The organism is Niabella aurantiaca DSM 17617 (genome assembly GCF_000374125.1).
In the GTDB taxonomy this organism is placed as follows: Bacteria; Bacteroidota; Bacteroidia; order Chitinophagales; family Chitinophagaceae; genus Niabella; species Niabella aurantiaca.
The window spans coordinates 227,215-251,332 of record NZ_KB893637.1 but is presented as its reverse complement, the minus strand read 5'-3'; the positions used below and the strand labels follow the sequence as shown (position 1 = coordinate 251,332).

Below are 24,118 nucleotides of genomic sequence, written 5' to 3'. Positions count from 1 at the left end.
GTTTTAAAATTCAGGACTATTGTAATTCCATTGTAATGGTTTGCGCCAGCGAAAGGATCATATTGTTATCCTTGTCGGCATTGCTTTTGTCTACCGTTTTACGTGTATCCTGTACCCAGGCCAGCACCCGGCTTTGCGTACGGGCCTTTACCACTACACCGGTCTCCGCATTTACCCACTGCTCTCTTTTGAACAAAAGCTTGCCACCACGGTCATTAAAATATCTATAGTGCACGAGGTCTGCCTTGTTCACTGCAGTAGACGTTAACAGGTCGGTTACACCGATTCCCAGGTCCTTCAGCCAGGTCTCCTGCGCCGTGCGCAACAACCGGCACCGGACGCCGTTGACCATTTCGTCGTGAACATAAGTGACCGGCATTTCGAGTGTACGTACCGGGGGCAGATCAGTACCCTGAAGCGCCGGGATGCGCAAAGGCTCCAGGCTTTCCCACGCATCGCCCGGCTTCAGGCCATCAACAGGCATTAAGGCTACCAGTGAAGCGATGTCCGGCGCCAGCCAGGCCGCAGCCGTCCCGCTCGTGCTTACATCCGTAACCTTACCCTGACGGCTGGCAGCAAACCGGACCGTTTGTCCCTCCGCATGAATGCTGCTGTCAAACCAGCTGAAGTTGCGGATGCGTGCCTCCAGCGACGCTGCTTTTTGCTCATTGATGCCCCGGCTCTGTAAAGTAAGCGCAGCCGTCCCCTCCAGATAGGGCATCCCCGTTTTTTCCCTGGGTTTAAACAGTCGGTAAACCGGTTTGGGCAAAGCAGACAGGGAGTTGGCAACCGGTATCGCCTGCAAACCGGCAACCGTTACCTTATACTCCAGCTTTTTTCCCTTCGGGTATTGCGCCGGCACCACGTGCTGATCCGGTTTCAAATACCGGAACAACTGCTTCAATATGCGTTCATTCTCTGCCCAGGGCCGTGCCATATTTCCGGTCCAGGACCCGATATCTCCTACAAGGATCACTTTGCCTTTGCCCGGCCGTACCTGTATGATGCCGGGTCCGCGCACATGGCGGTCCGGGTAGCCGGCATCAGAAGCTACTTCCATCAGCACTTCCGGCTTCACTGCACCGGGCAATATCTTCAGCGTACAACCGGCTCCGTAGTGAAAAACCGGTACATCATAAAAATGGGCATGCCCATTGCCGATGGGAACATCCGAATAGTGGGTATCATCATAATTCCATGCCAACCCGAAAGCATTCACCAGCTTTTTTAACTGTACGCTTTCAAAATCCTCGGCAGCCCGATCGGGAGTCGTTGCGTTGATCATGATCATCAGACTTCCGCCCTTCTGTACATATTCGATCAGGTTCCTGATCTCAACATCTGCAAGCGCCGGCACTTCCGGCACCACTTTCGGGTTATCAGGATTCAGGATCAATACGGCATCCTGGTCTTTCAAGGTCTCTTTTGTAAAGGGCGCACGCCCGATGGTTATAAAGTGCTCATGGCCCAGGGCCGTAAATACAGGATCAAACGTGTTGGAATGTACAAAATCATCCCAGGCGTACCGCCCCGCCCCTGCGATCCAGCTGCCGGTAACCAGGTGATTCCCTACTTTGGTATTGGGCAATGAATGATGGAAATAATCAAAATAGATCCTCAACGGCTTTGCCGGCACGGGGCTGTAACTAAAGGTTCCCCGGGGCTTTCCGGTTTGTGCCCACATACTAACGGTCAGGAGCAAACCTATCATTAATTTTAAGAAGCGGCTTAAGGGGCGGATGTTGCGGATCATCATGTTTATATTTTTGATTGAAGCTGTTTAAACTTATTTTTCCAGCAGGACTACCGGTATTTTAGTAAAATGGATAGAAGCTTTACCCGTATGCGACGAGTAGTAAGAGGTCCATAAGGTATCGTTATACAATACCATTCCCGGATAGCTGCAATCCCCACCACTGGGCAGGGGAAACCGTTTTTTTACATTACCTTTTAAATCGGTAATGTAAATGGCCGTTGAGTCCGGTTTGCCTGATGTATAAAAACGCGTACCCATACACAATGTTGTATCCGATAAAAATTCAAAATCGGGTCCGCCCAGCCGCATTTTCAGCGGGTATTGGGTAAACAGGTAATACGGGGGCGGCGCTACCATCAATATCCCGTTCCGGCCTCCCGATTCGCAGCGCACCAGTACATACATATTATCCTGCTTATCAAATCTTACTGTTGCCTCATTCGGGCTATTGGGCAAGGAAAGTTTTGTAACTGCATGATAAGCTTTACCATCGGCCGTTCTGAGCAGGGTAAGCGGGCTGTTGATATAATCGAAGCCATACCCTTCACCGTTCCTGTTCCAGCTAACGCGCCAGATCCAGTAGGAAGCGGTACTTAACCCCGGGTTATAAACCGAACAGCTTTGCAGATCGTCAAACACCGTTCCCTGTGCATCGGAATAGGAAACACAGGGACGGAAATTTTGCCGGGTATACGTTCCGTTATTATTTAACCAATACTCCACATCTACGAGAACCATTAACCTGTTGTCCGGCGTCACCGAAATCTTGGGATCCCTGAGATCAATCGAATAAGGCCCTTCGGGAGCCTTCTGAAACCACCGGACGGAGGTCCAGGTATTTCCATCCACAGATCTCAGGATCCTTATCCTTCCATCATGGGAAGTATGTGAAGCAGACTCCCGGAACACACAATAAAAGGCATTATTAAACCGGACAAGATCGGTAAAGGCACTATGCGGCGCCAGATCCCATATCTTGCCAAACCGGGCTGTATAGACCTTTTCCTCCCCGGGGGGAGCCGGTCGTTCCGGCTGGTCTTTCTCTTTCTTAACTACTTTATCTTTTCCGCAGCTCATGCCCGTAATCATACTTGCTCCCAAAAACACAAGAAATATATTACGGATCATAGTGTTAGATTATTTACGATAACAATAACCGTTTACAGGCATACTTACTGTACAATTATCTTAATACTTTTTGTAACGCCGCCATAAGTGGCCGTAATCGTTCCGGTCCCTTTTGCAGCGGCGGTGAACATCCCCCCGGAAAAAGTGCCGATGGCACTGTTATCCAGAGCAGCCGTTACGGACGTAAGGGCTGTGTTCACGATCAGGCCGTATTGATTCATTCCGTAAAAAACAGGGGTAAAGGTATCGCCCACTGCTAACCGCACCAGCCGGTTTGCCGGCGCAAAGGCAGCTACCGCGTTATCCTCCGGCGCCGAAGAAACACCAAAGATCCCCTCTCCATTCGCATAAGGAGCAGTACCGTTGTTCGGACGGTTCATTAATCCTGTATTGTTATAACCGGCGTTCTTTACAAACATCGTGGTTTCATTGCCCCCGATAAGGTTCAGTGCATTATATACGCCATAAAGCTGCATTAACTGGGCCACTTCTTTTGTGAACAGCCCGGGATTATCTACCGTACACATATATACCTTGCTTTCATCCTCTGAAACGCCGATGGCCGTTCTTTGTAGCTTTGCAAGCCAGTTGGTATCATTCAATATCCCGTTCCGTATAATCCAGGAACGCCCACCGATCATCTGCGTAAAATCGCGGGAAGGTGCATTTTTGGGGTGTAACTGTATGTCTACCTTAACGGTATCGCCGTTTGCCAGCTTGGTTACTTCAGTAATAGGGGTTGTACCGCTGATAGCCCGGCCGGGATAACCGGAAAGCACGGCTCCGCTGGCCGGGATCGCCATCCCGTTCTGCAGCGCGGCCACATTCCCGTTGACGACAAATGAAGTGGTCTTATTAAAGCCAAAGGGAAAAGAGAAACCGCTGGCCGGCAACAGGGAGGCCTCAGCGCCTGCATTGGATTGCAGGGTGGAAGCACCGGTATATTTTGTCATAAGCATGATATACCTCCGGGCCTCGCTGAGCGCACCCAGCCGGATCTTGTTCACCCCATCGATACTTAGAAACTGGGTTTTGGAAATAGCAGACCCATGATATACGGCATAATCGATGAACAGCTTTTTACCGTCTTCAAAAAAAGCATGTGCATCCACACCACCTGTATTCACATCGGAGGCTATGAGGTAAGTAGGGCTGGTAACAAGATCGCCATCAATGACCAGTCCCTGGATCGGCTGCCCGTGAAAATTATCCGTTGTGGCCCTGAAATAATCACCACCGGTACCGGCAAAATACACATTGCCCGGAGCTGATTTCCGCGAAGCCATGGAAAGTACGGTTTCGGTGGTAGGTATCTTATCATTTGCCAATACCGGTTTAAAGGTAAGGTATGGATTGGAAACGTCATATACCAGCATATTGATCTTTACAGGATCGTATGCAAATCCCGTATCATTCAACACCAGCTGCATATACCGGGTTCCCGGGCCAACATCAAAAAACGCTGTTGTGTCCAGCAGGTAATAACTGCCCTGGATGTTCACGATCTGACCAATGCCGCCCTCTCCCTGGCTGATCGTTTTATAGGTAAACGCTACACTATTGGAGCTATAGTCGCCATTCCATACTTTTATGTATACGCTGCCCGTGCCCTGCGGAACCATTACTTTTACATAAGTATCCCCGGCATCGATCACTTTGGCACCATTGGCGCCAAATAATACGGCTGTATTCTTAGCAAAACTCTCTCCTGTTATGGTTAACGTGTCGCCAAACACACCCAGGCCGGCGGATATACTGGTAATATAGGGCGCATCCTTGGAAACGGACCCCAATTCCGCATCGGTTCGCTGTTTATTGCAGGCAGCAAGGGTTGCTATACATAGTACAACCACAGATAGTTTTCGCATATATAATCTATTTAGTCGCATATTCTGTTTTTTGTCCGGGCGTCTAAGGCCGCAGCATGTCTTCGAATGTCGGCGATTCGTATCTTATTACGTCCCCCGTATAGGTATAACATACCAGGTCCCGCTGGTACACGCTGAATGCCTTGGCATACCTTGCGCCAAAATCAGGATAGGAAGCGGGCGTTACATAATTATATACGGGATAATTCCCTGCCATCGGGTCGTAGCTCGCATAGATCAAAGCCACATCGTCTGTAAGGAAGAACTGCCGGTCGTTGATGGTGCAGCCCGATTTTATGCCAAAGCCCCAGGAGCTCTGATCCTTCCGGTTGGCGGTGGTCAGTTGCCCGTTGGCATCCAGCCGGTTGAATTTGGAATGCCACAGGCTCGTTGCGGTCGTGGTGCGGGGCGGATAATAGATCACATGGGTAAACCCGTTGACCCCCGCAAAAAAGCGGCGCCTTTTTTGAGCTGTGTACAGCTGGTATCCCCAATCTTCATTATAAGTAGCAGGACTCGTATTGGATAGCTGGTGCACATTGCTCGTTAACCGTTTGGGGGGCCCGATGGTAATATGAGGATAAGGCGTAACCGCAAAACTATAGGGATGGCCGCATCCTGTGACAGCGGAGCTCCAGTTGGATGAGCACGGGCTTTGGGTATCTACCCCAAAGATCATCTGGTAGAACGGATGAAAGAACAAACATTCATACCGCTTAAAACCGGTGGCCACCATAACGGGCTCGCCCATTTGCCTGTTGCCGTTGCTTTCAAGGGGAATGAACCACAGGTTGCCCGCCGTGTCTTTAAGCATCAGATCCCCGTAAAAATCAAAAAGATCGGCCCTGGGATCCGCCAGTTGCGGCAGGCTGCCGATCTTCAGCCCCACCTGCAGGGTACGGCTGCTGATCAGAATATATTTAATACTCCTTTCCAGATCTACCTTAAATGTGGCATCTGAGGCCGCTACCTGAATCGGAAGCACATAATCTGTAAGCGGCTGCAGCTTATCCTTATAAATGACCAGCGGCAATAACCCCGTTGATGCCTGGCCACTGTGTATTACGGTATCTGTGATCATTCTGTAGGCATCGGCCGGGAGGGGCACATACGCTCCTACATTGTCATTGTCAAAGGCCTGCACATAAGCATCGGGCAATACCGTAAACTTCACAGGGATCTCATGAGATGCCAGCAAATTGCCGCCGATATCCACCTGGTAGCTGAACACCGTGGTATCCCTGTCTCCTACATTTGTGTTGACGCGGATCTTAGAAGAAATTGCCGTGTTCACATCTGAAAAATACAATTTGTTATACGACGCATCGGCGTCCTTATCTGCAGGCAGGTTTTCTTTTGCACAGGAAAACAATGCCACAGGCAGCAACCAGATGAGTGTATAGTAAAGAATATTGACCTTCATGTCTGTTTATATATTTGCTTATTTCAAAAATTCTATGCCAAACCGGTCCAGCCATAATTGTCCCTTTTGCACAGCAGACGACTGCGGTACTTTCATCCAGTAAAGTATCTGCGGTGTCAGATCCTGCTGCAATACATTAACGGCCGGGTTTGTAAGTGTGAGATCCTGCGATTTAAACATCGGATTGTACGCCACAAAAAAGCCGGGAGCGATCGGCGCACGGTCCAGACCGCTTCCACCCTGTGTAGTGGTGATGATCACCAGCCATTCTTCATTATTATAGCTATTCCGGGATTTAAGCGCATTCAGTATTTCCCCTATATAGCCGTCGGTCCTGGAAACCGCATCTGCATAGGGCGCCGCCAGATTTGAAAACCCATACTGCCGCCCGTTATGATATACATCTCCAAACTGCGTAATGATGACCCGGGCCGAATCGGCCTGTAACATACGTACGGTCTGATCTTTTGTATCCGCATCGCTGCCGGTGGTCACTTTTACATCAGCGTCCCGGAGCAGGGTATTGACCAAATTTCCCCAGGAGGATATGGCTGCCGTCCGGATGGCTCCGGGCTTATCATTGTACAGCAGGCGCAGTGCGCTTAAATTTGGCGAAAGCGGGGTGGTGGCGGACGAATCAATAGGCTTCGGATAAAAAGAGCTGTCAAATACGCGGTGCTGGGTAATATCGTTCCCCGTCATCATCCCCGCCCAGGATCCGGCATTGCCGCCGCTGCTCAGCAGATATTTGATCACACGCCACTCTGCCAGTTGCAGATAACCCGTATAATTGATCGCATTGATTGCAGAGATCACCAGCCTGTAGTACCGGTAGGGAGTGGTGTTCTCAATTTCATATCGTTTGGTCTGGTTACGCGCGGTAAATATTTCACCGTACCGCGTGTCCAGTATTGTCCAGGGACCACCCGGATCATTGGCGGCCTGGATCGTCCAGTCTTTGGGGTCCCGCCAGTTCTGGGTGTTGTTCTCGGTAGCCGATGTCATCGTATAAGCCTCCACCACCGGCAGGTTGGCCTTATATTCCTGCTGCGCCCATAAATTGGGCAGATAGGGCTGTATGGGACCACAGGAGAAAAAGGATGAAATGTTCTTGTCTACCAGCTTGGAAGATCCGTTTGCCGCCGCAGCACCACTTGCATTTTCAAACGCAACGGTCAGGGTTCCGTCACTGGTCACATCACTTTCGGTACGGATAACCGGCAGTTCCACATCCCAGGAATACTTGGCATTGGGCAATAACCCCAAAATATTGGGGGGCGCGATCGCTTTTACAACCGACGCCGGCAATCCATCCACCCCGATCACCAATACATGCCTTTTGTTAACAGCTGCCATTGCATTGGACGAATCGGGTTTGTAAACATTCTGATCCAGTACCGGATCGTAAAACTTCTTACACCCGCTGATGAGCAGCACAGCGGACACCAAAATAAGCGCAGTTTTTATAACGATTTTCATTTTCAGACCAGTTTTTAAGGTTTGATCACTCCAAATTCCGAGAGCGAGCAGGCGTGGTTTGTTGAAGCATTGATAACATCCAGCATTTCGAACCGCACATACCGGACGCCTTTATAAACCGTATCCAATGCGTAGTTATTAAAGACGTAAACATTATTCTTCCCGGTAAACACCTTCGGCTCGCTCCATTCCAGGTTATCCGCACTAAAGGAAATGGCAATCGTTTTCGGCCTCCACGTGTGTCCGTTCACATAGTAAAAGCCCGATATATCATAATACTTATTCATATCAAATACCATATAATGCGGCAGGTGATATTGATTTGCTTCATAGTCGATGTACTGTGAATGCCAGTACGTATGATCATCGCCATCCAGCGCCAGGTTGGCATAACTCCCGGTTGAAACTTCCTGGCAGCAAAGACCCGCAATGGTCCACCCAACCCGCGGCACCCGCTTGTCTTCGGGCATTGCCGCGCGCTTGCCTCCGGTGTCCAGAACAGGATTATAGTTATATACATCGTTGGGCATCAGCTGATAATTTTTCACCCGGATCGAGTCTCTCGATGCATCGGTAGGGAGCAGCCCCCATACATAAAAGAACATATACAGATCCTGCTGTGCATAGTCCGAAGCTACCTGGTAAATGAAATTTATTTTTTCCTGGTCGGTCATTACCTGCTTGTAATAGTACCGTGCCTTGTAGTCAAGGCTATCGTATAACCCATAACCATATTCGTGAAACAACTGTAAGAAGGGTACCAGCCGTACAATGAAACTGTTTGAAAAATTAGGGATCCGCCGGGAAAAATCGATCGGCAGCTGACTGGCAAGCGATTGCCGCACATAGTACATCGCATTTGCAACGCCGTCAGCTACGGAAGGATTCACTCTTTGAATATTGAAATTTTTCCTGTTGGCAAATTTGAAACCATACAGCTGGTGAATGTTGGGGAGTGCGGCAGGGAACCATCCGGTTGAAGAAGAGCCTATATTATTGCTGCCAATTGCGCCCATCGTCCACCAGGCACCTTTCTGTCCGGTTCCTATATTCACAATCTCATTCAAATAAATATTTTCGTCGATCGGAATGACCACGGGATAACCACCATGCGCGTAGGCATTTGACGGCTGCACATCCATGATCACACGAACCGGAAGTTCCGGCGCCTTATTCAATGAATCGGTAGTTTCATAATCAAGGCCTTTCCAACGATAAACATCCTTATCCATAAAATCATCCCATTCCTGCATCACAGCAGTAGGGTTTGCGATCGGGTACTTGTCTACCAGGTATTTTGGCAGCTCAAATATGATCTTCTTACCCCTCAGCTGAATCCAGGGAACAGTGGATTGCTTTACCTGGTCGTTCCATTCCGCATCGCTGGTTTGCCCCAGTATAAAATCCGGGGACTTGGCAACACCCGAAAAGCTGAGGGTTACCTGGTCGAGATCGAGGTTCACTGCTTTCCTGATGTAAATGGAGCCCCCATAAAGATTACGGACGTAGTTGATGCCCGGTATCAGCTGTACCTGGTTATAAAGAACCGGGTCCCGGCCCTTGATCGTCGTATTGGTGATGTTGTCGGTCCACCCCCCTATCTGCACCGTTAACCCCGAAACGCCCGCCGGCACCTCGATAGAAATGGCTTCTCCTGCAGGTGCATACAAGCCCGTGCTAAAAACAGGCTGGGGTGTGGAGATCAGTTTAATATCTGCGTTGCGCACATATTTATAGGCCATATTGATCGTAACCGGTATGGTAACGCGGGGCTCTGTTGCCGCTATCAGGCCGGGAAATATCTTTGCCCTGTCCAGCTTACTGAAATCATCGCCCATATCGCCTGTTCCACCGCCGGCCGCATTTGCCGAAGGCTGCCCCTCGTCAAACCCATCAGCCACATTATAGCCGTAGTTTCTTTTGCAGGCCACAGCTGAAAATATCAGCAGCGCCCATAACCAATACTTCATTTTGTATATACTGTTCATTGAATGCGTGTTATAATGTTTTAACCATTTGATGCCCGTTTATTTGCGCTGCAATCCAATTCTTATTATATTTTTTACCGGGTTATTGTCAAACAAAGAAAAGCTCCCGGCAATTACCACGCCCTTGCGTCCTGAAAGCGTAGTAGTTTCTAAAATATCGTTGATCGCTCCGTTGAATGCACCCGTATTGTTCAAATTGGCTGCCAGGGTTCCATCGGAGTTGAGGATCATAAATCCCTGGCGTGTTATAAAGGAACTGCTGTTAACATCGCGGTAACGCTCAAAGGCGCCCGACATGATGATCGTTCCATCGCTCAGCTGGCCGGCATAATTGACAAGACGCCCGCTGCTGGCCGTGGAGCGTTCAAAATCCCCCAGCTGAAAACCGTTGCTGATCGACCCGTCCCGGTCCAGCATTACCACACCTGCCGGGCAGGCTACACCATTAAATGTTTTAAAGTCGCCCACTACCAGTAGCTTTTGCGTAGCAGGATTATAGGTGATTTTGGTAATGGCACCGTCGGCCCCCGGTCCTACATTAAAGGCAGGATCCCGCTTGCCGTTGTTATCGAGCATTACGATGCGTCCCACACTTTCATTGTTGTACATTGTAAAATTGCCCGCAATGATGATGCTTCCGTGCGTGTCGCCGTCCATGAGCTGCACGGCATCCGCGATGGTCCCGTTGGTACCAAATCCTTTTGTTCTGTAGGGGTCATAATTATAGGTAGTGTCCAATATTCCATCCTGGCTGATGGCAGCTACCTGAGACTGGTAGGTATAGTTTTTTACCACTGAATAGGCGGTCGACAACGTATAATCGTTATACACGTAACGGGAAAAATTACCCACCGAAATCAGCCTTCCGGCATCATCCATAAAAACTTTTCTAACGGCCCCGTCAAACCCGCCCCTAAAATTGACAAATACTCCGATATTGGCGGTCGGGTTTTCCGGATCCGGATTGTTCACATTCGTTGTAACCGAATCGATCTGACCATTCTGATAAAGCCGGGTCATGTTATTGACGCCCCGGTAAATACCAAAGTTCGAAAATCCGGTACCATAAACCAGGTACCCGGGAAAATTTGTCAGCTTTATGATACCATAAATAGCCGAGCTTGCATTGGGGCCCTCTCCCACATAAAAGTTATCCCGGAGGGTACCGGTGGTCGGATTGAGCTGGATCAGCCCAGTGCTGTTATTGTTGTGGTAGGAGTCGGGTGTGGTTCCCAGGAAACTCAGCCCGTTCCAGGTGGTAAAATCACCACAAACAAATAAATTCAGCACCTGCATCCAGCTATCGTAATACAGATCCCATACCGGGCCGTTCGCAGCGCTTCCCAGCAGGGGATTGCCTTTTTCGTCTTCCTGGTCGGTAGCATTAAAAGAAGAGTCGATCCAGGTCCAGCCCACAATATTAAAATCGGGGCCATAGAACTGTTTATTGCCAACGATCATGGATGAGGCCCCCGAGGAGGCGAACTCCGGCACGACTACCGTTACGGTACTATCGCCGCCATTCACAGATCTAACCGTTGCCCGCGACCCGTTCAGATAAAACTCAATAGAAGCAGGAGCCATTTTCAGCAACGTATCAATACCCGAAACCTTAAACCGTACGGTATCCCCTGCCTGGCCCTGAAAAGGAACGGGCATTTGGAGCGGCAGTCCGATAGCATTCACAAACGGAGGCGGGTAAGCCCCGGAGTAGTTCATCTCCTGGCGCTTAAAACAGGATGCAACGAAAAATGAGCAGCATATTAATAAAAGAATTACATTTTTTTTCATGTTCCGAATTTTATCCTAATGATCATTGAAAACCGATATACATTGCATTGGCCAACGCCTGTTGCGGATCGAAGCCCAGATAGTGCGTGCCAAATACCAGCACATGGCAGTAACCATTTTTTGGCCGGATATTACTGGTTGCCACCCGGGTGCTCCACCAGCCCTGGTACGGGGCCGCCGGGTTGGGGACATAGGAGAAGTTGAGGCTCCGGTACCCGATATACTTGATACCGTTCGCATCCCCGAAATTGACCCCTACATTCATCACACGTCCGCCGACGGAGCGGACAAATTCCCCGGAAAAGGAGGAGAGGTTCTGCATATCCAGCTGCGGATAATTATCCATACCCCGGGCACCGCTAAACATATACATCATCAGGGTATTTCTCCAGAACTCGGGCTTAATATTATCAACGGACATCAGCGTGTCATGCCCCAGGGACCTTAAATTCCTGTTGATAAAAAGGAAGGTGCTCCGGATGGAGGAATCTGCCGGTGCAAAAAAAGTAATGGTGCTGTCCGTAAAATAATCCTCAAGGCCCGCCGCCTTTATAATGTGTACCAGCGTGTCGAACATATAGGGCTTCGACTGAAGAAATTCCAGCATATTGCCGTCAAACGATGGCGTGCTAAGACCGGTATCTGTATAATAGTCCTTCCTGCAGCCCGTTACCATTGCCAATGATAAGGAACCTATTAAAAAAGTCTTTAACAACAAATATTTCATCCGTTTATTTTTTATGTCCGTTTTTAAAACAATTGAAAACAACATTTTAGTTCCAGTAAGGATTTGAAGACACATTGGGATTCACCGTACTGATGGCCGCATCAATGGGATAAGTCCAGGCTCCGCTCATAAAATCCTCGTAGTTTATTGTATTCATCGTATACAGGGAGCTCATTATCTTTTTTGTACGGACAAGATCGTAGAAAAAGGAGCTTTCACCCATCAATTCCCGTTCCCGCTCCCACCAGATCGCGTCTTCAAGGGTAATGCCCGCAGCCATGTTGGTAACCGTCTTTCCGCCTTCAAACTCCGTTGCCCCTGCCCTTTTCCGTACCACATTAATGGCCTCAAGCGCACCGGGATAATCACCCAGCTTTTCGAGCGCCTCCGCGCGCAGGAGGAATGCATCCACATACCGGAACATGATCTTGGCATCGGTAGGGTTACCCGAAACGCCGCCGTTAAAGTTGGCGAACTTCTTAAAAATAAATGTACCATCCGTGCTGAACATATTCTCGAACCATTGAGAGGCCCGTGCATCGGCATTACTGCCATTGTAGTCCACATCGTACAGCTGATGCAGGTAGTACTGATCATAATACAAGGGGGTTACGCTTACACTGGGTTTGTAAGGGGTCATTAAGGTAAGCGCCCCTACAGTGGCATAAAAGCTGAAGAGTTCACCGGGTTTTGAGCTCTGGCTGATTTCGAATAAGCTTTCATCGCTGTGTCCGTTAAAGATGACCTGGTAGTTGTCATAGGGCAGCAGCTTATAGTAATTGCCCCCTTCCTCAATAAGCGTATGGCTGAGATCCGCCACTTTCTGATAATAGGCCATCGCATTTGCATCGTCAAATCCGGCCATCCACATATACATTTCCATCATCAATACGAGCGCGCCGCCCTTCATGGCCCGGGAGCCTTTTTTAGAGGCATCCGCATAGGTCCAGGGCAGATCCCCCAAAACGCCCTGCAAATCGTTGATACACTTCTGGAACAGTTCAACCTGGTTGGTTCTTGGATTTTTACCCACATCATTGATATCCGCAATGTAGGGAATATCGCCCCAGTGCCGCACCATTATGAAATAGGAAAGGCTTCTGATGAATACGGCTTCCGCATGATACAACCTGCGGTCCGCATCTGTCAGGTCCGCAATATCTGTTCCGGGAACATTTGCGATCAGGTTATTGGCACCCGATACCACGCGGTACAATTGCATCCACTGATCCATATTCCCAAATCCCCAGTCGTCCCACCAGGCATAGTTGGAAGATGCTACCAGGTTGTTCATCTTATTGCCTCTTAACAACGCTACAAATTCGTTCCCGTTGGTAACATTGGGCACCCAGGAACCGCAGCGGTAATCAGCCATGGCAAGAAGCGTATTCCCATTCCCGCAGGTATAGCTCCGCAACAATGTATAGATACCATTTGCATACTGTTCCACATCCTGCTTCGTTTTCCAGAAATTATTTCCCGACATAGCGCCCACAGGGCTTACATTGAGAAATTTCTTACACGAAAGATTCATGCACAAAACAGAGATCAAAAGAGAAAATATGATGGCACGATATTTCATTTTTATGATGCTTTAAAATTTTTAAAAAGTAACAGTCAGACCCAATGTATATCTCCTTGCCATGGGATATCCATAAGGGTTATCACGACCCAGATCCGTTATTACTTCCGGGCTGGGGCCCGAATAGCTGGAGATCGTGGCTACATTTGATCCGGTAAAAAAGACCCTTAAGAGATCCAGCTTCAACCGTCGGAGCAGCTCCTTCTGGAAATTGTAACCCAGTGTTATTGAATTGATCTTGAAATAGGAACCATCCTCCTGGAACAGCGTCTGGTTATAACGGAATGCCGAAATAGCTGCGTTATGATCATATGCATAAGGATTGGGGTAAACCGCGTTGTCGCCCGGAGCCTTCCAGTAGTTATACTGGTCAATAGGCGGTACGGCCTGTACGCTTGATAAATTACTGTTCAACGGGTTATAGAACTGCTGGAACTTATACGCAAGCGGCGTATTCAGCACGTCCCTGAAAAATGTGAAAGAGGTAAATATATTGAGCGTAAAATTGTTATACGACAGGTAATTGGAAACACCACCTGTCAGCTTGGGCACCGGGTTCCCCACGGCTACACGGTCACGATCGTTGATCACATAATCGCCGTTCAGATCGGCAAAGATCGGATCCCCTGCCTTCAGGTACACGCCATTGATGCGCATCGGCATATTGGTTGCTGGGTCCACCGGCACATCCGCATCTGTTGAATAGACCCCATTGGTCACAAAAAGGTAGTTGGAGAAGCTGCTTCTTCCCAACCGGTACAGCAACGGCAGGTTCAGCTGGTCGCCGGGGTTGATGACCCATTCACGTGCGTCATTTGGCAACCGTGTCAATATATTCCGGTTAAAAGCACCCACCAGACCAAAGGTCCAGCTCAGCTTGCTGTCTTTGGGCAGCGGCCTTATATTCAGGGTCAGCTCATGACCATAGTCAACCCAGCTTACATCATTCGAAGGGTATTTGGAATACCCTGTTTCGTAAGGAACGTTTATCAGCAGGGAGTTATTCTGTACAAATTTGTAGTAAAAATCATACTGTATGGTAAGCCTCCGGTCAAAAAACTCGCCGTCATAACCAATATTCGTCATCCGGTTCGTTATGGGCTTATAATAAGCATTGGGCTCTGTTCCGAAATTATTCAATACAGTTGGCTGCCCGTTATAAGAAGCCCCCGGGGCGTACTGGCCATACACCATAAAGATATTGCCCTGCGGAACGATCGTTTGGCCCCAGCTCGCCCTTATGGAGCTTGAATTCATCCAACTGCTCCAGCCCTCGGCAAATTTTTCCTTATAGATATTCCACCGGAAGGAGATCATCGGGTTGCGGTTAAACCCCGTCAGCGGTCCGTTAATAGAAGTACCATCAAAACGGAAACTCGCATTGATTACATACTTCTGCATATAATCATACGCAATGTTTGCCCCGTATCCAAACTGGCGTACATCCACCGGTTCGCCCAGTGTTCCGTAAACCGCCGTTCTCAGGTCGTAGCCAAATGGCCCGGAAATATAGTTATTGGGCGTGGAAGGCAACCGGGCGTACGTTGTCTTGGATTTATTTACGTTCAGGTCATTGAATATAAAGGCCGAAATCGTATGCTTCTCATTCAGGAACCTGCGAGAGTATTGCAACATATTACGGTTATAATAGGTATTGGATGTCCGGTCCTGCGTATTGTATTGCGTATACCCGTAATTCAGCCATCCCGGATAGAAGATATTATAACTCGTGGTGTTGAAGGTAATGCTTCCCGTGGTGTATAATTTGAGGTCCTTCGTAATATCGTAGGTCAGTTCCAGGTTGGCACCCAACGAATTTTTCTTGTTATCATCTTTTAAAATGAAGGATGCCAGTGCCGTATTATTCTCTGTATATACGTTTGGAGGCGGCAGCAGCGTAGAGGCCATTCCGCTTGTGCCTACACCGGTTTGCAGCAAGCCGACACCACTCCCGTTCTGGCGAAGTTCCGACGCCGCATTTACGGATGTCAACATACGGAATTGCTTGTTCTCGCTCTGGTATTGAGAGTTGATCCCGGCACTGTATCTTTTGTACCCGGTATTCTTAATGATCCCCATATCCTGCATATAGTTCAGGTTCACCTTATAGTCGAACTGGCTCATTCCTCCGGCAAAACGCAGGTTATGGCTGTGGTTCAGCTGCGGGCCAAAGAAATAAGATTGCCAGTTTACCGAGTTATTCAGGTAAGGATTCAGGCTATCGGAAAGGAAATAATTCGCATTAACGGTAGCCAGCCCCCAGTTAAATGCATTGTTCGTTTGGGCATTGTTGTACAATACCTGGTTGACCTTTATCTGTCTTTCAAGATGTCCGCCATAGATCTGGCGAAGCGGCGGAACCGCTGTATAAATATATTTACCATCATACGTGATCTTGGGTATCTTAGAATGGCCCCGCTTTGTATTAATGATCCAGACCCCATTGGCGCCTCTTGAACCATATACGGAGGTGGAGGCGGCATCCTTAAGTATCTCAACGCTCTCGATATCTTCAGGTGGTATTACCGAAAGCGGATTGGCGCCCCCGCCGGCCTGTGCAAAACCGTATTCGGTATCCTCATTCGGATCGATGGGCACCCCATCGATAATGAACAACGGCTGACCCGATGCAAGGTAGGCGTTGTTGCCATCGCCGGTCACATTGATATTGGAGAGCCCGCGCTGAAATATGGATCCTCTTGCGCCCGGCATACCCGAAGTATTCTGAATGTTTACCCCCGCTACCTTCCCCTGCAATAGTTCCGTTACACTGGCCGCCGGCACATCCTTGATATCATCGGAAGTGATGACCGTGGACGCGCCCGTAACCAATGCCCTGCTTTTTTTGGTGAATCCCTGCACCACCACATCCGTAAGTGCCCCGGATGCCAGTTTCAGGTAGATCTCTACCGACGTTTCTCCATCGCTTACCTGGTAGGTAGCCGGGCTAAAATTCAGATGGGTTACCGAAAGCGTGCTGCCGGCGGCCGCCCTGATCTCAAAATGCCCCGCAGTATCCGTAGATACACCGATGGCACCGGCCGTTACATTGGCCCCGCTGACCGGCAACCGGTTTTGCTCATCAAATACAGTGCCCTGTACTGTTTGCGCGTTCACCTGAACGGAGAACATTAAAAATACAAATCCCGGGAGCAGCAAATTCAAACGCTGCGTTTTCCTTTGCCCTCGGTTAAAACGGGATCTCAATAATCTCGTTTGGTTGTGCAGCCACAAAACGGTAAAAATTTTATCCATAATCAGCGATTCCTGGTTAATTATTTTCAATCATCAATCATTAATGAATTTTGGGGAACTGTTCTTGAACTGAAAAGCAATTTCCCAATCTCCTTTCTCGTATATAGCGTAATTGAACGCAAGCGAACAAACATATCCAAGGCCCGCCGTTCCTCTACGGTAATAAGAAAATGTTACCGCGGCCCTGGTACCTGCAGCGTTTGTATATTTTGTGGGTATCGGACCAAGCGGTATCGGATAACCCACCTGGTAAACAACCGCGGTATCGGATAATTTCATATCGAAGCCATGAACCAGGTTGGGCCAGTCGGTGGTATTAAACAGATGGGGGTTGATGGGGCTGAAGGCCGAATCAAGGAACTTAAACGTAAGACTGTTCCCTGCACCCTTCCGGGTAAAATAAACATCCACTTCGCTCTCCTGCATCGCCAGCCCGTCTTTCAGCCTTTGAACATTACTAAGACTGACGCCGTTGGTGGGATAAGATACTGCCGGACCGGTGGTCATCCCCGTTTCAGGGTTGTAATTGGACGGCACATACGGGATCGCCTTCTTAGGCATGAACCGTAAATTGTAGTAGTAATTCACGCCTCCCGAATTGGAAACTTTTACATCAAATTTATAGCCTGAATCGGGTTGGGAGCGTATATTGCTCTGGTCCATTCCGGACCATACCACTATTTGGCCTGAATTCTTTCTGATCTCAAAAATCCGGTGATTTTCAACTTTGCGTTTGCTTTCTATTTCGGCCAGTGAGGTTTCCTTGCCGGTGTAAGCGCCGCCATCCTTCCATACCGAAACCGGGTAAATGCTGTCGGTAAGCTCAGGCGCCGGCGCATCATCATACCGGCGGAGGTTGAGCATGGTAAACTCCAGCGGCTGTGAAGAGTTGGCCGCATTAAAATTATCCGAGAAGACGGTATTTCGTCCCAGCGTCGGATCATAGAATGTACGTGTAAACGTTGCAAGCGGATCAATCGAATCGCGGTCCTCCGGAAAATCCCTTTTACACGACGATATAAGAAGGAGCAAGCCCGCTGCCCAAAATAATATCAATGAATATAAATAGCGCATAAGCATGAACATATATTTGTTTAGTATAACCACACTTCAGCCAGATTGCATTGTTTATAGGATGCAAAGCCTCCGTAATTATCGATCACTGTAAACCGGTAGTAACGGCCCGTTTGCGCGGCAGGAAGATAAAAACGCTGTTTCGCCTGCAGCCCCACCGTTCCATTTACAAGTTTTAACCGGAACGTATCAGGGGGCGACCATACCGCCGGATCATCGAGGTTAGCACCTTCAGGAGCAAACTCGGTTGTAAAAGCGGTTACCATCAACTGTCCGTTGGTCCATTCCGCTTTGTTTTGCATGGCCACCGATTTTACCTCGTAACTGTGCCCCATATCCGTCACAAACCAAAAAGGCGGCAATGGCATGGCACCGGTATTTTTCGTGTTCCAGTACGTATTCAAATTGTTGTCGAATAAATGCGAAACAGTGCCGCCGAAAACCGTAGAGGGCTGTTGCGATATCCACGATAGCGGCTTCCATTCATTCCGCAGGATGTACGGTGTATTCATGTAGTCAAAAAAGTTGGAGAACCCGAATTCATGATCATCGGCCAGTACGTGTACCAGCACATTTCCTGCCCTTACCGTGTTTACAGAAGATGTATGCGCCGGTTTCCAATACGCATCATAGAGCGAAAAATTCATGTCTTTCAGTTCAATGATCTTTGGTCCCCCGCTGATGGACCCGGTTGAATTTTGCTGCACCCCTTTCAGATTCATCATGTAATCATAGTTGATCGATTTCAATATGATGCCGGTTGATGATTGCGCAAGCGTATCAAAGCTCCAGATACCGGGGATAATGTAGCGGGAGATCAGCAACCGCATCATCTGGTTGTTGAAGCGCCCGGAATCCGCCTGTTCCATATTCAACTGGGCGGGATCAATGTACAACAGGGGGCTATCGGCACGGGTACGGTTGGTATTAAAATTGCTGACAGCGATCTCAAACGATTTATTGGGAATCGCAAACAACGTAAAGCTGTCGGTTGAAGTCAGCCGGGCTACTATATCAGGATATTTATTCAGCACTTTCACCATTGAATCAAAATGGTTTTCCCGGAGAAACTTCATTACATCCCCATCATACACGGTTGAAGCCGGCTTATAATCGTAATAGGTCCCATAATCCCGCTTACAGGAATAAGTTATTAATACCATCAGCAGCACGAAGGATATAGTATATAGTTGTTTCATTGTATTCAGGGATTAAGATTATCGCTTCCAATAGGAGTTTTGCTCTATAAGCGGATTGTTATCCAGCACACGCTGGCTTACCGGCCAGTAGATCCCTCCCTGCTCCACCAGCTTATTAAATTCATCGTCATTGGCCAGGTACTTTTTGTAGCGAATGAGATCGTACCATCCGTATCCCTCTCCCATCAATTCGACCCTGCGCTCCCTGAAGATATTCCACAGGAGCCCGTTCTCCCGGCTGCGGTCCGTTGGAACGTACACCGGGCCGCCCGTGCCCAGCGGTCTTAAGTTATTGGCAAAGCCGTTTGTAAAACGTTGCAACCGGATGCGTTCAAGAAAGCCCTGGGCATCCCCGATGGTACCCTTGTACAGGTAACATTCGGCCAGTAAAAGGCAGATGTCCTCCGCCCTCGACAGGGGAATACAGGATCCGTATATGGAGAACCCATTGGCGGCCGGCGCAAATGTTTTAAATTTTGATAACACCGGAATAGAAGCGTAATAATTTGTAAAGTACACCGACTGATAGCTGCTTGCTGCCGACTGATAAGGATGGCGCAGATCCGTAATGCTGTAGAATAGCTGGTCGATGGTATCCCGGGGAACATAAATATCGGGTTTCTGCCGCGGAATATAGGGGTCGGCAAGTGTCAGCGACTCTATATGACCTACCCCACTGGGGCCGGATTCCTTATTGTCCATATTATAAGACAGTGAAAGCAGTTGATAACAATAACTTCCGATGACCCCGTTGCCATAAAAAATACTGTTATTACCGGTCAGATAGTTGTTTGCATTCTGGTAGCCCACAAGCTGTGTTTTTGCCTGGGCGAGGTTATCCCATATTTTCCTGGCCACGGGTTCCAGCCGTTCATAATCTCCCATCCAGGCATAGATCTGCGCCAGCACCGTCATCCCCTGCCAGTACCCCCAATAAAAATTGCCGATCTGGGCCCAGGTTCTGCCATAGTAAGGGCCGGTAAATTTCAATTTACTTTGATCATTTCCTCCATATTCTGTTGGCAGGCTGTCCAGGTAAAGCTTAACATCATTGATGCAAAAGTCAAGCACCTGCCGTTGAGGGGTTCTTGTAAGATTGGTGTTCAGCCCCTCGGTAGTAGCTGAAGTAACCAGAGGCACATCTCCCCAAATGCGGCTGACATACAGGTACAGGAATGCCCGCAATATATGGGCCTGCGCCACATCCACTTTATGATACAGCGCGGAATACCGGGTATCCTGGAGGCACCCGCCGGACTTTTCGATAAACGTATTGCAGGCATCAATGGCTGCGTAAAACCGCCGCCAGTCTTTCAGGTCCTCCATCCCTGGCAGATCTTCATTCAACCGGTTCTTTATGATCGCCTCGATGTAGGAACCGGAACGGGGTGTGGCAAAATCGGCCATCCGGAGATCCCCATAGAGCCAATGCGCATTATCGTTTGCAAGCGCCGCCCTGGCAAGGCCATACAGGCCCACAAGCCCCGACTTGGCATCATCATAAGACTGCCACATATTGATAGAACTGGCTGCTTCCGTAGACTCAATGTCCAATTGCCTTGTACAGGAAACAGACATGGAAAACACCAGAGACAAAAGCAACACTGCTTTATTAAAAATGTATTTATTCAATTTATACATTATCGCTTCTGTTTTTATTTTAAAAATTAATTTTTACCCCCAGGGAATAGGAAGCCGCCAAAGGAAGTGCATAACCCGTGTACGCTCCTCTGTAATTCACCTGCTCCGGATCCCCTCCTGAAAATTTTGTGAGCGTGAACAGGTTGGTTCCCGTAACATATACCAGCATCTTTGGAATCTTTTTCTTCTTAAAGTAATCAAGGGAGGCCAGATCATATCCCAGTGTAACATACCGCAGCTTCAGGAAGTCGGCATCTTCCAGGAACAGGTCCTGATCCGCCCTGTAGGGGATCACACCGCTCCAGGGATTGTATAGAGGATAGGTATTGTAGTCGAATGTCTGCTGCCAGAAAGTCACTTCCTTGATCGAAGCAATATCCCGCGAGTTCTCACTGTTGATAAAATCGAGCTTTGTAGAGGTCAGCCGGTTCAGCAATTGCTGTCCCAAGGCATAGTAAAACATAAAATCAAGATTAAAACGCCGGAACGACAAGGTGCTTCCGATGCCGCCCGTGTACACCGGCAGAAAATGCCCCTTCAGTACTTTGTCATTCTGGTCTATGACCCCGTCCTTGTTAATATCTGCCCAAAGCGGATCGCCCACTGAAAAAGGAATCGTACCGCCAAAGGTCATGGGCAACACGGTGCCGTCCACATTGGTTCTGCCCGGCGGTATGCTGGCTTCATCCTCGATCATCCCCTGGTTCTCAAACAGCCAATAGCTGTCCGCGGGCTTCCCCACCACAAGCTTCATATCCCCGTACACGATCTCGTTAAGATCATAAGGCAGCTTCAGCAGTTTATTTTTGTTCCAGTTAAAGTTTGTGAAAAACTGCCAGCTCACGCCACCGGGGTTATGCAAAATATCGGCGGTAATACCCAGGTTCAATCCCGTATTCTGAACCGCCATCCCCTGCACCCACTTGTAGCTGAATCCGTTTTCCGATGCCACGGATGTGGGCACGATCATATTTTTATCTTTGTTATTATAAAAATCTGCCGTCAGGATCACCCGGTCGTTCAGCCAGCCCAGGTCCAGCCCGATGTTCAATTTCTCACTGAAGGGCCAGTTATAATACCGGTTTATCCAACCGAACGAATAGGTTTGAGAAATACCCGAATATCCCCCGCTGCCGCCAATAACAGGCTCATCGGAATAACCCAGATCTACCCGGTACTGCGGTCCTAATTTAAACCGGCTATCCTGGATCAGTTTACCAAATGTCCCCCAGGATCCTCTCAACGCAAACGTGCTAAACAGCTGGTCATGGGGCATCAGCTCATGAATATTGACCTTTGTTGCCACCACAGGCGTCAGCAACCATCTGTCTGTAGGCGAAAAACTTGAATAACCATCGTACCTACCTACCGCGTCGATGCTGAACACATTTTTAAAAGAATAACCGATCCGCCCGTAATAAGACGACAACCGGGCCTTCAGGTTATCGCTGAACGGATAGGCAAATATGTTGTCATTGTTCGAATAAGCAGATCCGTTAACGAGTACCGATTTTATTTTGATAAAGTCATTGGGCGTATTATACCCATAAATGTAGTCGTACTTAAAAAAATCAGACACATAGTTCTGACCCGCTTCCAGCCTTATACGATGCTGATCGTGCGCCAGCGGAACGGTGTACCGGATCGTGTTCTTTATAGAAGTTCTTTGTGCCAGTCCGTAATAGGTAGAAATAAAGCTATTGCCATCCATAAGCTCGCTTCCCCAAAAAACATCCCTTAATGCTTCCTCATAGTCGATGGACAACTGGGTCTTTATCTGCAGGTTCTGAATATCCGCAGTTGCCGTAAAATCGCCCGATATCGCATTGTTCTTGTTATCGTCGATCGAGGTCCGGTATTTATCCAGGTAAAGCTGATATGCCTCCTTATTAGGGGAAAGCGGGTTTGCAAGATCCGGAACAAATCTTGTTTCGGCAAACCGGTCTCTCAGGCTCTTATTCCGGTCGCGGTCTGTACGTGCGGCATTGATGTTGCTGGAAATTGTCAGCCATTTCAGCGGCAGCATATTCATTCCGAAGGTGAGGGCATACCGGTCAAAGTTGGTATCATCAAAATTATGATCCTTTGTATCGCTGATGTTAAAACGATAGCTTGCCCGGTCATGTCCTCCGTTCAATCCAAACCCTACATAGTAAACGGGTTTCGACTGATAATAGATATCATTCCAGTTTGAAGGACCGTAATAATTTTTGTCGTACTGATTGGCCACATAAACGGGATAGGCAGCCAGTTGTTCAGGAGTGGCATAGGCGTCGTAGTAGCGTTTACGGAAATCATTCTCGTATGCTGCGTTAATGGTCTTAACTTTAGGAGCACGCAGCATCCCTACATATGATTCGAAATTGATAATGGGCTTTGCCGACGGCTGTGCTACTTTTGTGGTGATCCAGATAGCGCCATTTGTTGCAAGAGGACCAAGCGTTGCTATATCCGCCGGGGTTTTAAGCACTTCTATGCTGCCGATATTATTTATATCCAGTGCCGCAAGCAAATTTGTACCCGATCCCAGCTTATTAAAATCATAGCGCTGTATGTTATAACTGAAAGCATTTTCCTGCGTAAGCGGCGTACCATTCAAATACACAACCGGCTGAACACCGTACACATCCTGTTTATTAAATAACGGCGATGACAGTCCTCTTATAAACATAAACTGTTCGCTACCGGGTTCGCCGCTTTCTTCCTTAACAAACAAGCCGGATGCATTGCCCTTCAGATATTGCTGCAAAGAAATAAAGGGTGCTTTTGAAATACCATTGAGCCGGACCCGCGTCCGTTGGCTGCTGGTATCATCTAAACGCTGGCTATTTGTTTTTTGAAGGGTTTCTTTAAATTTCTCCGCAGTCTTTGATGTTGCTAAAGAATCTTCGCTTTCCTGGCTGGTAGTTTGGGATTTGGCTACCATCGGTATTGAGACTAAGCAGAAAATCATCAACTGACAGAAAACCAAATTTCTTATACAAAAAGCAATTCGCATATTTTAGTTATTTACACTTTGATTAGTTTTCTCCACACACCTCTAAGCAAGCAGAAGCAGTTACGCAATCGAATTTTTTTAAAAATAAATGAATTTTAACCGTTAAAAATCTGTCAAGATTGATAATAAAAAATACTACTAAAATTCAATTAAAAAGTATTAGTTCAGGCCGGGCATTTAAGTAGAAAGGGGAAAGCCCCCCGGAAATA

The 24,118-nt window shown here is 48.3% G+C and carries 14 protein-coding genes; all 14 read right to left on the bottom strand.

Going from position 1 to position 24,118, the window contains the following annotated elements:
• Positions 1 to 16 precede the first annotated feature (16 nt).
• Positions 17 to 1,711, bottom strand: a complete 1,695-nt coding sequence (locus B160_RS0114755; RefSeq protein WP_211218080.1) for a hypothetical protein — start codon at positions 1,709 to 1,711, stop codon at positions 17 to 19.
• A gap of 75 nt (positions 1,712 to 1,786) precedes the next feature.
• Positions 1,787 to 2,884, bottom strand: a complete 1,098-nt coding sequence (locus B160_RS29230; protein WP_018628701.1) for a hypothetical protein — start codon at positions 2,882 to 2,884, stop codon at positions 1,787 to 1,789.
• A gap of 44 nt (positions 2,885 to 2,928) precedes the next feature.
• Positions 2,929 to 4,752 carry a phosphodiester glycosidase family protein gene (locus tag B160_RS0114745; RefSeq protein WP_169540074.1) on the bottom strand — a complete coding sequence of 608 codons (1,824 nt, stop codon included), beginning with the start codon at positions 4,750 to 4,752 and terminating at the stop codon, positions 2,929 to 2,931.
• A 43-nt stretch (positions 4,753 to 4,795) separates the two neighbouring features.
• On the bottom strand, positions 4,796 to 6,175 hold the full coding sequence (locus B160_RS0114740) for a DUF1735 domain-containing protein (protein ID WP_018628699.1): 1,380 nt from the start codon (positions 6,173 to 6,175) through the stop codon (positions 4,796 to 4,798).
• A gap of 18 nt (positions 6,176 to 6,193) precedes the next feature.
• Entirely contained in the window at positions 6,194 to 7,654 is a 1,461-nt protein-coding gene (locus B160_RS30700) for an alkaline phosphatase family protein (protein ID WP_018628698.1), read from the bottom strand.
• A gap of 14 nt (positions 7,655 to 7,668) precedes the next feature.
• Entirely contained in the window at positions 7,669 to 9,642 is a 1,974-nt protein-coding gene (locus B160_RS0114730; RefSeq protein ID WP_018628697.1) for a M60 family metallopeptidase, read from the bottom strand.
• A gap of 39 nt (positions 9,643 to 9,681) precedes the next feature.
• A complete protein-coding gene (locus B160_RS0114725) occupies positions 9,682 to 11,433 on the bottom strand; it encodes a DUF5008 domain-containing protein (RefSeq protein WP_018628696.1) in 1,752 nt (583 codons plus the stop codon).
• Positions 11,434 to 11,455: 22 nt separating this feature from the next.
• Positions 11,456 to 12,160, bottom strand: coding sequence for a fasciclin domain-containing protein (locus B160_RS0114720; RefSeq protein ID WP_157558065.1), 705 nt, complete (start codon positions 12,158 to 12,160; stop codon positions 11,456 to 11,458).
• A 46-nt stretch (positions 12,161 to 12,206) separates the two neighbouring features.
• Positions 12,207 to 13,742 carry a RagB/SusD family nutrient uptake outer membrane protein gene (locus B160_RS0114715; RefSeq protein WP_083927713.1) on the bottom strand — a complete coding sequence of 512 codons (1,536 nt, stop codon included), beginning with the start codon at positions 13,740 to 13,742 and terminating at the stop codon, positions 12,207 to 12,209.
• Between the two features lie 21 nt (positions 13,743 to 13,763).
• The gene (locus B160_RS0114710; protein ID WP_026309782.1) at positions 13,764 to 16,907 is read right to left on the bottom strand and encodes a SusC/RagA family TonB-linked outer membrane protein; all 3,144 of its coding nucleotides are present in this window, start codon (positions 16,905 to 16,907) and stop codon (positions 13,764 to 13,766) included.
• Between the two features lie 123 nt (positions 16,908 to 17,030).
• Positions 17,031 to 18,071: a DUF5007 domain-containing protein gene (locus B160_RS0114705; RefSeq protein ID WP_157558064.1), complete on the bottom strand. Its 1,041-nt coding sequence runs from the start codon at positions 18,069 to 18,071 to the stop codon at positions 17,031 to 17,033.
• Positions 18,072 to 18,091: 20 nt separating this feature from the next.
• Positions 18,092 to 19,270 (bottom strand): discoidin domain-containing protein, encoded by a 1,179-nt coding sequence (locus B160_RS0114700; RefSeq protein WP_040679909.1) that lies wholly within the window; start codon positions 19,268 to 19,270, stop codon positions 18,092 to 18,094.
• An 18-nt stretch (positions 19,271 to 19,288) separates the two neighbouring features.
• Positions 19,289 to 20,911, bottom strand: coding sequence for a RagB/SusD family nutrient uptake outer membrane protein (locus tag B160_RS0114695; RefSeq protein ID WP_018628690.1), 1,623 nt, complete (start codon positions 20,909 to 20,911; stop codon positions 19,289 to 19,291).
• Between the two features lie 19 nt (positions 20,912 to 20,930).
• A complete protein-coding gene (locus B160_RS29220; protein WP_018628689.1) occupies positions 20,931 to 23,837 on the bottom strand; it encodes a SusC/RagA family TonB-linked outer membrane protein in 2,907 nt (968 codons plus the stop codon).
• Between the last annotated feature and the right edge of the window lie 281 nt (positions 23,838 to 24,118).